The 12,278-nt window shown below is 48.6% G+C and carries 13 protein-coding genes; 3 read left to right on the forward strand and 10 right to left on the reverse strand.

Translation table 11 applies throughout. From position 1 onward, the window contains the following. Positions 1 to 43: 43 nt before the first annotated feature. The gene (locus NYE54_RS29485; protein WP_339268085.1) at positions 44 to 577 is read right to left on the reverse strand and encodes a hypothetical protein; all 534 of its coding nucleotides are present in this window, start codon (positions 575 to 577) and stop codon (positions 44 to 46) included. Positions 578 to 634: 57 nt separating this feature from the next. Continuing rightward, a complete protein-coding gene (locus tag NYE54_RS29490; protein WP_339268087.1) occupies positions 635 to 1,156 on the reverse strand; it encodes a DUF948 domain-containing protein in 522 nt (173 codons plus the stop codon). 275 nt (positions 1,157 to 1,431) lie between these two features. Between NYE54_RS29490 and NYE54_RS29495 the strand changes: the two genes are divergently transcribed. Next, positions 1,432 to 1,596 carry a DUF1328 domain-containing protein gene (locus NYE54_RS29495; protein WP_006212708.1) on the forward strand — a complete coding sequence of 55 codons (165 nt, stop codon included), beginning with the start codon at positions 1,432 to 1,434 and terminating at the stop codon, positions 1,594 to 1,596. Positions 1,597 to 1,715: 119 nt separating this feature from the next. Here the strand turns inward: NYE54_RS29495 and NYE54_RS29500 are convergent, their stop codons facing one another. The 3 genes from NYE54_RS29500 to NYE54_RS29510 form a co-directional block, all read right to left on the reverse strand. Beyond that, entirely contained in the window at positions 1,716 to 3,221 is a 1,506-nt protein-coding gene (locus NYE54_RS29500) for a DHA2 family efflux MFS transporter permease subunit (RefSeq protein WP_339268089.1), read from the reverse strand. 52 nt (positions 3,222 to 3,273) lie between these two features. Continuing rightward, entirely contained in the window at positions 3,274 to 3,723 is a 450-nt protein-coding gene (locus NYE54_RS29505; protein WP_076325419.1) for a MarR family transcriptional regulator, read from the reverse strand. A 251-nt stretch (positions 3,724 to 3,974) separates the two neighbouring features. Then, a complete protein-coding gene (locus NYE54_RS29510) occupies positions 3,975 to 4,553 on the reverse strand; it encodes a hypothetical protein (protein ID WP_076325418.1) in 579 nt (192 codons plus the stop codon). Between the two features lie 202 nt (positions 4,554 to 4,755). Between NYE54_RS29510 and NYE54_RS29515 the strand changes: the two genes are divergently transcribed. Continuing rightward, on the forward strand, positions 4,756 to 5,121 hold the full coding sequence (locus tag NYE54_RS29515) for a hypothetical protein (RefSeq protein WP_339268092.1): 366 nt from the start codon (positions 4,756 to 4,758) through the stop codon (positions 5,119 to 5,121). Between the two features lie 107 nt (positions 5,122 to 5,228). Here NYE54_RS29515 and NYE54_RS29520 read toward each other — a convergent pair whose 3' ends face one another. Continuing rightward, complete coding sequence (locus NYE54_RS29520) at positions 5,229 to 6,104, reverse strand: cation diffusion facilitator family transporter (RefSeq protein ID WP_339268094.1); 876 nt, start codon at positions 6,102 to 6,104, stop codon at positions 5,229 to 5,231. A 226-nt stretch (positions 6,105 to 6,330) separates the two neighbouring features. Here NYE54_RS29520 and NYE54_RS29525 point away from each other — a divergent pair, with 226 nt between their 5' ends. Next, a complete protein-coding gene (locus tag NYE54_RS29525; protein ID WP_076325415.1) occupies positions 6,331 to 6,522 on the forward strand; it encodes a hypothetical protein in 192 nt (63 codons plus the stop codon). 124 nt (positions 6,523 to 6,646) lie between these two features. Here NYE54_RS29525 and NYE54_RS29530 read toward each other — a convergent pair whose 3' ends face one another. From NYE54_RS29530 to NYE54_RS29545, 4 genes are all read right to left on the reverse strand, one after another. Beyond that, the gene (locus NYE54_RS29530) at positions 6,647 to 8,272 is read right to left on the reverse strand and encodes an ATP-binding cassette domain-containing protein (RefSeq protein WP_339268096.1); all 1,626 of its coding nucleotides are present in this window, start codon (positions 8,270 to 8,272) and stop codon (positions 6,647 to 6,649) included. Between the two features lie 310 nt (positions 8,273 to 8,582). Then, positions 8,583 to 9,614, reverse strand: a complete 1,032-nt coding sequence (locus NYE54_RS29535) for an MBL fold metallo-hydrolase (protein ID WP_339268097.1) — start codon at positions 9,612 to 9,614, stop codon at positions 8,583 to 8,585. Between the two features lie 233 nt (positions 9,615 to 9,847). Next, positions 9,848 to 10,879, reverse strand: a complete 1,032-nt coding sequence (locus tag NYE54_RS29540; protein ID WP_076325412.1) for a cytochrome d ubiquinol oxidase subunit II — start codon at positions 10,877 to 10,879, stop codon at positions 9,848 to 9,850. Further along, a complete protein-coding gene (locus tag NYE54_RS29545; RefSeq protein WP_339268098.1) occupies positions 10,876 to 12,228 on the reverse strand; it encodes a cytochrome ubiquinol oxidase subunit I in 1,353 nt (450 codons plus the stop codon). Before NYE54_RS29545 ends, NYE54_RS29540 begins: the two co-directional genes overlap by 4 nt. Between the last annotated feature and the right edge of the window lie 50 nt (positions 12,229 to 12,278).

Below are 12,278 nucleotides of genomic sequence, written 5' to 3' on the forward strand. Positions count from 1 at the left end.
AGTCCATTTGTTATTAACCTGATTTCTTAAGGTTGAAACAAATTTACTGGCTATAATCGAAAAACAAATCAATTCCTGTAATTTCACCGGAGTTCCGGTCAATAAACACCTTAAGCGCATGATGGTCCTCAAGGTACACATCCCCGTCCTCCGCTTTAAAATACGGCTTCCCCAGAGATGCCCGAATTTGATTGGTTGTCATACCTATACGCTGGTCTTCAACCTGAAAGGATGCGGCAGAGGGCTTCACATGAACATATTCCGTGTAGCCGTTGCGAACCCCAACCTCCAAATCTTTGTAATCCAGCTTGGTCATTCCGGTCAGCTCCTCATGCTCAATTTGAGCCGGCGCTCCCAGCTTGCGAATGACATCGCGCTTGTTATCCGTTAACGAAATCCCGTTTAAAGTTCGATAGCTCTCCGTAGAGTTGTCGCTGGTCTGTGCTTGTCCAACATCCGATGCGGCATGAATAATAGGCGGTGGCGACATCCCGGCAGAAGGCTGCGGCTCTGCCACAGCACCTCCACCTCCGGAGTAAATCAAGAGCCCTACCATCAACAGTGCGACATTCCACATGCGACCTCCTCCTTTCTTCAGCTTGCAGAGCTATACCCGGGCTTGGCTTTTTTACATTTATCTGGCTTTTTGACGACGAAAGCTGTTCCACAGACCAACCGCTGTATCCACGTAGGCTAACCAATTCCGGCCGCGTGACTTTTCTTCTTCTTCCGTATGCTGGTACACCGCATCATAGGACTGGAATGTACGATCCTGAGCCGTCAAAGGCACTTCCGTACGGGCAGGCTGCTCTTTCTTCTGTTCCATCCGGGATTGCTTAAAGCGGCTAACCATGCCGGAGGATACCTGCTTCACCGCATAGGTGACTTCGCTTAAAGCTTCTCCCAGATTCTTGACGGTATCCAGTACCGGATCGATCTGTCTCATCTTATGCTGAACATCCACCGTAATATCGTTCGTATTTCGAATGGTCTGCTTCACTTCATAAGTCAATTCGTCCACCGTCTTTTGGACATCCTGGAGTGTTTCTGTTACCTTTTCGAGCGATTGTGTCGCAGCCTTTAATGTCTTGATTAAAAAGAAAACCAGAACCGCAAATGCCACAGCAATAATGGCAACACTGATTTGGGTTAGCATACGTTGTCCCTCACTTTCAAGTATGTTGGTTTCGGATACGCAATAGTTACCCTATCCCCCAGCTCACGAAACAAAGGGACGATTGCTATTCCTGCCATTGTTCTGCAGCTTGTTTCATCCTCTGCCGCCCCGGTTAAAGAACACTACGAAGGGCGCTGTGGCAACAGCCGATAGCTCCCTACCGAGCTTCAAATTGGGTATATGCCGCTTCTTGAAGCCTCCTGAGACTGCTTGCTATATCCAATAAAATCGATAAAGAAAGCAGGGTGAATAGGATGTTAAAATGGTCCGTAATTTTTCTAGTTGTTGCACTGATTGCAGGGATCTTTGGCTTCTTCGGCATCGTTGAGGCTGCAGCCAGTATCGCGAAGGTGCTGTTCTTCATCTTCGTTGTCCTGTTTGTGATCTCTCTCTTCACCGGACGCAGACGAAGTATGTGACGCTGTAAGCCCATGCATTGAATATACACATTTGGAAATGAAAAAAAGGGTGTCCTCCGTTTGATAAACGGATTGGACACCCTTTTTATGCGTTATGCGCTGAGCAAAATCGGATCGGGTTACACGTTCGTTCCTGCAACCTCCTGATTTCCTGAAGTCTTCGGCTCTTCCGCCGGTCTCGTCTTCTTAATAAAGAAAGCCAAGATCAAAGAAGCGACGCTGATCCATGTGGCAATAACAAAGGCATAATTAATGCCGTAAATGGTTGCTTCGTTACCCAGCTTGAGCAGGTCAGCCTGATTCTTCGGATCAAATAGTCCCGATTGCATCAGGGCTTCCCCTTTGCTCTCGGCCTGGGTGGACATTACGGTAACAAGAATCGCCGTTCCGATCGAGCCGGAAACCATGCGGAGTGTATTCGACATGGCCGTACCGTGGGCGTTCAAGCTCCGCGGCAGTTGATTTAGTCCGGCCGTCTGGATCGGCATCATAAGCATCGACATCCCGAACATGCGGGCCGTATAGATGATCATGATGTGGTTGTAAGACATTGTTTCGGTCAAATTACTAAACTCCCACGTCGTAATGACCGTAATCGCCAGACCGATAACAGCCAGCCATCTTGCGCCAACCTTATCGAAGATCGCGCCCGTAATCGGTGACATGATCCCCATCAGAATAGCGCCGGGAAGCATGAGAAGTCCTGATTCCACCGGCGTGAATCCACGGATCTGCTGCAGATAAATGGGCAGCAGGATCATGCCGGCATACATTGCCATCGTGACAATGACATTGATTAGGGTCGTTAACGTAAACATGTTGTATTTGAATATCCGGAATTCCAGCATCGGATTGTCGGTCTTCATCTCCCGCCATACAAACAGGATGAGGGCGATCGCCCCGACCGCTAGGGTCGTAACAACCGGCGTGCTGGACCAACCGTCATTCCCGGCATCACTGAAGCCGTACAGCAAACCGCCAAAGCCCAAGGTGGACAAAATGATCGCGATCATATCCAGCTTCGGCCGGCTGACCTCGGTAACGTTTTTCAGGAAGAAAACTCCGATTAATGTAGCAATGATCGAGAAAGGCAGAATCATGTAGAACAGCACACGCCAATCATAGTGCTCCACAATATATCCGGAAAGCGTAGGTCCGATAGCAGGAGCAAATATCATAGCGATCCCCATCATCCCCATCGCCTTGCCGCGATTCTCAACAGGGAAAATATTCAGAAATACAACGGTCATAAGCGGCATCAAAATACCTGCACCCGCAGCCTGAACGAGGCGTCCGGTAAGCAGGAACGCAAAATTGGGGCTGATGGCACACAGCAAGGTGCCAATCGTAAACAGCGTCATCGCACTGATGAACAGCTGCCTTGTCGAGAAACGCGCGATCAGATAAGCGGTAACGGGGATCAAGACCCCGTTCACCAGCATAAAGCCTGTGGTCAGCCACTGGGCTACTGTCGGTTTGATGCTCAAATTTTCCATGATGCTCGGCAGAGCAACATTCATCAATGTCTGGTTAAGAATGGCGACGAAAGCGCCAATCATAAGTGCAGCAATGATAGGGCCTTTCTTAACAGGCTCGCCGGGGCGAACAACGGTATGGGTACTCATGTGCAGCCTTCACTCTCTTTCTAAGTAAAATCATATATATAGCTTGTTTGTTCTATGTGGACATCTGACCTTGGATGTGCTCAACATTCGTCAAAATTTTGCGATATAGGACACTCAACTGCTTAACCTCTTCGTCCGTTAGAAAACCGTATAACAAATCGCTCAACTCGGCACGTTTATTGGCCAACTGTTCGATCAGTTCCCGCCCAAGCGGCGTGATCTCCAGATGGATAACTCTTCGGTCGGCTGTATCCCTTATTCGGCGCGCGAACCCACCTTCGATTAATTTATCGGATATGCCTGTAACCGCTCCGCATGTCACATGAATGGAATCGGCCAAATCCGACAATCTCAAAGCTCCCTGTTCATGAAGCATCTCCAAAGCGGTATACTGGGTTCTGCCTAGTTTAGGAAATCCCTCCTTCTGCCATTCATGATGCACAGTCCGAACCATCTTCTTAAATAGCATCTCCAACTCCAGAATTTCATTCCGCATGGACATGTATTTTTACACTCCCTTAAAAGGTCCAGCACTCCTTCAACAGAGACAGCCATCTTCGCCTCTATATACTTTAGTACTAAAACATTTATTTCTAAACATTTATTGATTATAGTGGCGGATGATTATAGTGTCAATGTTTACATATGTATTTTCTTTATAGTTTTTTTCTGAAAATAATGACATCTCTTGAAAACACAAAAAAAGACCCAGACATTCTTCCCTTGTCTGAGTCTTTAGCCGATTCCCTTGCTTTACTTAAATAGCGACGGAATGGACATCCAATCCATGGTGAAGTTCAATTCCAAGCCATCAGACAGAAACTTCACATTTTTCACAGTTACCAGATCCGGTAAATAGTCCTTGAGCGAAATTTGAATCGGATCCAGGCGGAACATATTCAAAGGGATCTCAACTCCCCGAATCGTCGTCGATTCATGTATCAGGTGAAGATGGCTTCCCTCAGCCGACATTTGAAAGCGCAGCACAGCGCCAAAGGGAAGGATCCCCCATTGCCCGTTCATACGGGCTGTCATTGTGGTGCCATTCATCATGAAATCGGCGCCTGTAATATCTACGCCCAGGTCATGGGTGCTCATATATTTGACCATGTTCTTCTTGCTGAGTTCCCCGACTTCTTCTGTGCTCAGCAGCATGCGGGTATCCCGATTTGATACCATAGTCATCAACTTGTCCTTAAAATCAACGGAACGATATCGCATATCAAGAGATTGCGTAGGATAAACAAACCAGACCAACGCACCGATAATCACAAGCAGAAGGACAAATATACCCAGCAGGAAACGTCCGGCTCTTTTTTTTCGACGTACCATTCAAAGTCCCTCCTCCCATAGGATATTCCTGCAATAACAAGGCTTTTCCCATCTCCAAAGTATATAGGAATCCATGAAACTTGTCACGATTTGAGAAATGTACCCAACTTTCTTGGTTCAAAACATCCAAATCGTGGTTATTACGATAATGTGTTAAAATAATGTGTCAAATCATACTTCGGTCCCAAGGAGGAATTATTCCATGAAAAAAACACTAAGCATTACTGCAGCCCTAGCACTCACCCTGTCCCTGACCGCCGTAGCAAGCGCAGACCCGATTAACGGGACGGTATCCGAAACTTCGGGGACGGTAACTGAAACTTCAGGTCCGGCTCCCATCTCGACGACAGAGCCTATTATAAAACCGGAAGAAGTCGTGTTGGTGCCTACACCTATGATCGAGATTGCGGAAAGAACCTACTTCTATAACGCTCCAAACGGCGAAAAGCTTGGTGCCTTGGCTTCGCAAAAAATCGACACAACCGGTAATCGAACGGGTGTCGTGTTTGGCGGGGAATGGATTGAAGTTTATACATGGCTCGGTAAAGCTTGGATTTATGTAGCGTAATCGTGTATGACTGCCGGACTTCATGATCCTTCATGTATCCTAGCAGGTTAAATGGCAGGTCAAGACAATCTTGGCCTGCCATTTGTATACGTACCTCTTCGGTGCCTCTAGGACGATCCCTTAGGCTCCACATGAATGTGGACACTCATAATATTGTGAATCTTCTCCATCTGTTCTTCGATCCGGTCACTGATCTGATGACCCTCCAGAACACTGATATCCGGGTCGACCTCGATGACAACATCCACCAGCACATGATTGCCGTGAATTCGGGCCTTCATGTCCTTAATCCCCTCGACACCGGGCGTACGGGCAATCGTACTGCGCAAGTCCGACAAACGATTTTCATCAAAACCGTCCGTTAGACTATAGGTGCTATCTCTGAATATTTCCCAAGCCGTTTTGCAAATAATGACACCAACCGCTACCGCCGCTACGGTATCCAGCCAGGGCAGGCCGAATTGAGCGCCGATAATACCAACAGCTGCCCCCACACTGACAAGTGCATCCGATAAATTATCCTTGGCCGCTGCCATGAGTGCCTGGTTATCGATGCGCCGTGCGAGGTTCCGATTGTACCGGTATACGCCAAGCATGGCAACGGCACAGATGCCGGCCACGCCGGCAGACCATAAATTTGGTATTTCCTTAGAGCCTTCAAAAAATGAACGAACGGCTTCAACCAGCACTTGGATACCCACGACCGCCATGATAAATGAAGCAACCAGAGCCGCAATCGTCTCCGCCCTTAAATGCCCATACGCATGATCGGAATCCGGCGGTTTCTGGGAAATTCGCAGTCCGATCAATACGGCGAGTGATGCCACAATATCCGTCAGGTTGTTGAAACCGTCAGCAAGCAAAGCACTGGATGCAAATAAGTATCCACAGAATATTTTAAATGATGACAACACGAGGTAGGCTGCAATACTGATCCAAGCCCCGCGTTCCCCTTGTTTGATGTTTTCATAGGCGTTATTCACTTTATACGTCTCTCCTTTGCTTGCCCTTTTGCAGGCCTCAAGCGATATCCATCATTATCCATATTTAATCCTAGCAAAGGTCATTCGTGTGGGTCTAGAGAAACATAATTGCTTTCGGTCAAAGAACCATGGGCGTAGAAAATGGTATTAATCATTGTTACCCTTGCCGGGCGATTTAAAAACGAATAAAATGAGGACAGGCGAACACAAAGAGGAGGGTGATACTATGCCCGAGAATAATAATGAGTCACGTAAAGTGAATTTGGCTGATGCAATCCGGCAAAAGCTGGAACAAAAGAAACAGCAAAACTCATCCGCGAACAAACCCGGACAATTCCAGGCCGGTTCAGCGCAAAAAATGAAAAGCCAAAACAATAAAAAACCAAACAACCAGCGTCGTCGTACCGGCGGTTCGTAGAAGAGCCCGTCCGTGCATAACGCAAAAAATGCTGCACCTCCCATACTTGGAAGGTGCAGCATTTTTTAATGGATCGTGCGAGATGAAAGCTCGCGCCATCATCTTCGCCGTCGTATCTTATTTCTTAAGCTTCAACCGGGTACATGCTTTCGCGAAGTCCCTTGATCTCTTCACTCTCAAGATACTCATCATAACTCATGCTGCGGTCGATAATGCCATTTGGCGTAATCTCGATAATTCGGTTGGCAATCGTCTGAATGAACTGATGGTCATGCGAGGTGAACAGAATCGTTCCGTCGAAATCGATCAGACCATTGTTGAGTGCCGTGATGGATTCAAGATCCAAGTGGTTCGTCGGCTCATCGAAGATGAGCACATTCGCGCCGTTCAGCATCATTTTGGCCAGCATACAGCGAACCTTCTCGCCCCCGGACAATACGCTTGCTTTCTTCAACGCTTCCTCACCCGAGAACAGCATGCGGCCAAGGAATCCGCGCAAGAATGTCTCATCTTGATCCTTGGAATATTGGCGCAGCCATTCCACAAGGTTGATATCAACACCGTCAAAATAAGCAGAGTTGTCTTTCGGGAAATATGCCTGGGTGGTTGTTACACCCCAGCTGTATTCACCGGCATCCGCTTCGGTTTCTCCTGTAATGACCTGGAACAGCGTCGTTTTCGGCATACCGTTCGGTCCAACAAATGCGATTTTGTCGCCTTTGTTTACAACAAAGCTGACATTATCCAGAACCTTTTCCCCATCCATCGATTTGGTGATGCCATCAACCGTAAGCAACTGCTTGCCCGCCTCGCGTTCAGGCTTGAAATGAAGAAACGGATATTTACGGTTCGAAGGACGAAGATCCTCCAGCGTAATTTTATCGAGCTGTTTCTTACGGGAAGTCGCCTGCTTCGATTTGGAAGCATTCGCCGAGAAGCGTTGAATAAATGCCTGCAATTCCTTGATCTTCTCTTCCTTCTTCTTGTTGGCATCCCGTTGAAGTTCAAGCGCCAGCTTACTGGATTCATACCAGAAATCATAGTTGCCGACATACAGCTGGATTTTACCGAAGTCGATATCCGCAATATGCGTACACACCTTGTTCAGGAAGTGACGGTCATGGGATACCACGATAACGGTGCCTTCATAATCCATAAGGAAGTTCTCGAGCCACTGAATCGATTCCAGGTCCAAGTGGTTGGTAGGCTCATCCAGCAGCAGGTTATGCGGACGGCCAAACAATGCTTGCGCCAAGAGAACGCGTACCTTCTCATTACCGCTCAGCTCCGACATTTTCTTATCGTGCAGCTCACGTGGAATGCCGAGACCGATCAGGAGCGCTGCCGCATCCGGCTCTGCATCCCATCCGTTCAGCTCTGCGAATTCGCCTTCCAGCTCACCCGCACGCATGCCGTCTGCTTCAGAGAAATCGGCTTTCGCATACAGCGCATCTTTCTCTTTCATGATGTTATACAGCCGGGCATGACCCATAATAACCGTCTCCAGGACTGGATACTGGTCGTATTCATAGTGGTTCTGCTTCAGAACCGCCATCCGTTCATTCGGTGTCATATGAACCTCGCCTTGGTTCGGTTCAATCTCACCAGAGAGGATTTTCAGAAATGTAGACTTACCCGCCCCGTTGGCGCCGATGAGGCCGTAGCAGTTGCCCGGGGTGAATTTTATATTGACATCTTCAAATAGTGCTCGTTTGCCATAGCGGAGCGTTACGCCGCTTGTACTGATCATTAAGCATTACCATCCTTTATCACTATTGGTTTCAGCACATTATAGCATAAGTACGACGGTTATCGAAGCTTCTGGACGATATAAAACGGTTTTAAACAAATATAACCTCCTGCTTGCACTCTTTTCTCAAGCGCACAGGACAGGACGCCGTCGATCAAAAACTACTTTTTCTAGTTTAATAGAAAAAGTCTAACTGAAAATGGGCCCGAGAGGTTATAAAAAACCTTCCGGGCCTTCTTTTGCTAGTCTATGGTGTATGAATCTTTCCGTATTATGCATTTGCTTGATCAGAATCGTTTGTACGTTTCAGTTACGATGTCACGCTTCTCCGCTCAGGCTGAACCTTGAAGGTTTCTCCGTACTTTAATACGCAAATACGCTCCTTGGCGATCCCCAGCCGCTCGCGTTCCGCTTCCATCCTATCCAGCGCTTCTCTGGCCGTATCGTCTGCCAGCTTGAAAGTGCCATAATGCATCGGAATCATCGTCTCGGCCTTCACGTCCTGGAACGCCTGCAGCGCCTCTTCCGGATTAACGTGCTGTGACGTCATGAACCATTCCGGCTCATATGCCCCGATCGGCATCAGAGCAAGGTGAATGTTAAAGCGTTCTCCGATCAGCTTAAAGCCCTCGAAATAACCGCTGTCTCCGGCAAAATACAAATTCGGCGGAAGCAGGCGGGTACCATCCTCCGCGACAGGTTCGTTATAGCATAGCGATTCATCGGAAGAACCCGAATCCCTCTTCGCATCCTGCAGCACGGGCTCCATCACGAATCCTCCCCAATGGGATGTATTCGTATCAAACGGCGTACGCCGAGTCCAATGCTGTGTCGGCACGAAGGAGAATTTAACGCCCTTAATGGTTGCAGATTCCCACCACTGCAGTTCGATCACGCGGCGAAAGCCTTTGTTGATCATTTTGCGACGCAGACCAACGGGTACGATGATCGTGGTGTCCGCACGATACAGCTTGCGGATCGAGGCAACATGCATATGGTCATAATGGGAATGCGAGATCAAAATGACATCAATCGGGGGGATCTCATGAATGGGAAGTCCAGGTTCTCCAAGGCGCTTATTAAACCCCATTCTCCGCGCCCATACGGGATCAGTCACGATATTCAAGCCTTCATATTGGATGAAGAACGTAGCGTGCCCGATCCAGGTAACGGAGGTTTCGTGCCGGTTGCTATGCAAATACTGAAGATCCGGCGTCAGGTTCGGAATACAGTAGGAATAATCCTTCTTCTTCTGACGACGTTCGTCGCGCCACTGCTTGAATTGTTTAAGTGTTTTATCCGTGCTGACGTTATCGATATTGTTATAGCGAATTTTTGGCATGCAGCCTCCTCCTTCCATTACCCTGTATTTTACCCCGTATTGACCTCTCCGCTCAACTTTGCGTATGTTGTTCTTTTTACACCGAATGATTCGTGGCGAAACAACCCGTATTTGCCTTTGTCAGAATCAATCCGATGGATCTTTATACTTGACGACATAGATCGCCATAAAGGCTACAGCAGCCAGTACGGTGAGCAGCGGTGCTATGAAAATGGCGAAGTCCTCCACTTGCCTCACCCCTTCTTCGCGGATTTTCCACGAATGTAGTTCGCATCGAACAGAAACAATCGCATCAGCAGGATCAGGGAAGGAACCAATACGCAGAAACCCAGGATAAATGCGGTAATCAAAGCGATCGCCATCGTATCGTTGGTAATACTCTCATGAATATGGATGTAATCATAGAGAACATACGGCAGATGCGAGCGTCCATACCCATACCAGGCAAAGGCAAATTGGAGCATAACCATGATAAAAGCGATGCCGAGCCGGATTCGTTTCCATACAAGATACACCGCAATGACAAAGCAGATGAATGAGGCGATAAACATCCATGCGATATCCAGCATCTGCCCAAAATGCACCGGGTTCTGATGGTTGATCTGGAAAAACGCGAAAACCGAAGCCAGGATCGTCGGTCCGCTCCACCCCAGTGCATAGCCCCGGACCACGCCGAACGCTACCTCATCCCCCGCACGCTGCGCGTAATAAGACAGGAACATCGCCGAGATGTACAGAACGCTCACAAGTGCAAGCAGGATGACCGACCACGTGTACGGGTTCGTGAAAAACGTATACCAATGAAGCTCCACCTTCCCGTTGTCCATATAGATAATGCCACCTTCCGAGATGGCCAATATCGTTGACAATGCGGCCGGGATGAGAAGCCCCGTTGCCCCGTAGAGCCCCATATACACGATATTGTTCCCAGTCTGGCTGCCATACGTGTGATAGGCGTAGTAAGCGCCGCGGATCGCCAGCAGCACAAGGGCCAAGCTGCCCGGCACAAGCAGAGCGGTGCCATAATAATACGCAGCATCCGGAAAGAATCCGACAAGCCCAACCACAAAAAAGATCAGGAATACGTTGGTCACTTCCCAGACGGGAGATAAATACCGCTGGATGATGTTATGAATCTTGTTCTCGTGTCCAGTGAGCACGCTGTAATAGCTGAAAAATCCGGCACCGAAATCAATCGAGGCCACCAGCAAATAGCCAAACAGAAATGTCCACAGCACGGTTATTGCTACCATTGCATAGCTCATTTGCGGTCTCCCCCTTCGATTTTGAGTCCCAGCAGCCGGATTTCCTCTTCGGCGCTTTTATTCCGGAACAATTGGCTCAGCACGCGGATCGCGGATACGGATAGCACCAGATACAGGATAATAAACAGCACTAGCATCCAGCCGACGCTTGATGAAGTGGTTGCTGCATCCGATACCTTCATGTATCCCCGCACAATCCACGGCTGCCTTCCGATCTCGGCAAGGAACCAGCCCAGCCATATGGCTGACATCGAAAGAGGCCCCAAAGCCAATATACTGAGCAGCAGCCATTTTGGATAAGGCCTTTTGCCAGGAAGTTTCTTGCGGAACATATACAGGAGCGGAATCAGAACGATCACGGCGCCGCTGGTCACCTTCAAATCGAAAAAATAATGCACTGACATCGGCGGTCTCTCATTCTCCGGAAATTCATTCAGGCCAACGACTTCCGTGCTGGGGCTGTTTCCCGCTAATATGCTTAACGCATAGGGAATCTTCAATGCATACTTAATCTCGTTATTCTGATCCAGAAAGCCGCCGTAAATGAGCGGGGCTTGTGTCATCGTCTCAAAATGCCACTCGGCCGCCGCCAGCTTCTCGGGCTGGTATTTAGCCAGAAATTTGCCAGAGAAATCTCCGATCATCACGGTAGCCACTGCAAAAACAAAGGTGGACACGACAGTAAGCTTCAGCGCTTTCTTAAAGTAGATGTGCCTGCTTCCCCGCAATAAACTGAAAGCGGCTATGCTGGCCAGCGCAGCCGCACTGGTCGTATACGCTGATGCCAGCACATGGCTCACCTTGGTCGGCGTTGCCGGATTGAACATAGCCACAAACGGATTCACATTCGTAAATACCCCATCTACCAGTTCGAAGCCCTGGGGCTGATTCATAAAAGCATTCATGCTCGTGATAAAGAATGCTGACGCGGAGGAGCCGATCGCCACGGGAATAAGCAGCAGCAAATGGGTCCATTTATTTTTGAATCGATCCCATGTATAGAGATAAATGCCAAGAAAAATCGCCTCCACAAAAAAAGCAAAGGTTTCCATAAACAGCGGCAGCGCAATGGCTTTACCGGCTACACGCATAAAGGTGGGCCATAACAAGCTAAGCTGCAAGCCGATGGCAGTACCTGTCACAACGCCGACGGCCACCGTAATCACGAATCCCCGCGCCCAGCGCCTGGCGAGCAACGTATAATGGTTGTCCCCTGTCCGAATCCCCCTCCATTCCGCCAGGGCCAGCATAATCGGAATCCCAACGCCGATGGTTGCCAGAACAATATGTACAAACAGGGTCAAACCGGTCAGGATCCGGCTCATCAGTACGGGGTCCAGTGAAGACATCAGGTTCACTCCTCAGTTTCTTTATCCAAAATATTTCATATAGCGCAGAT

The organism is Paenibacillus sp. FSL K6-1330 (genome assembly GCF_037976825.1).
Taxonomy (GTDB): domain Bacteria; phylum Bacillota; class Bacilli; order Paenibacillales; family Paenibacillaceae; genus Paenibacillus_AQ.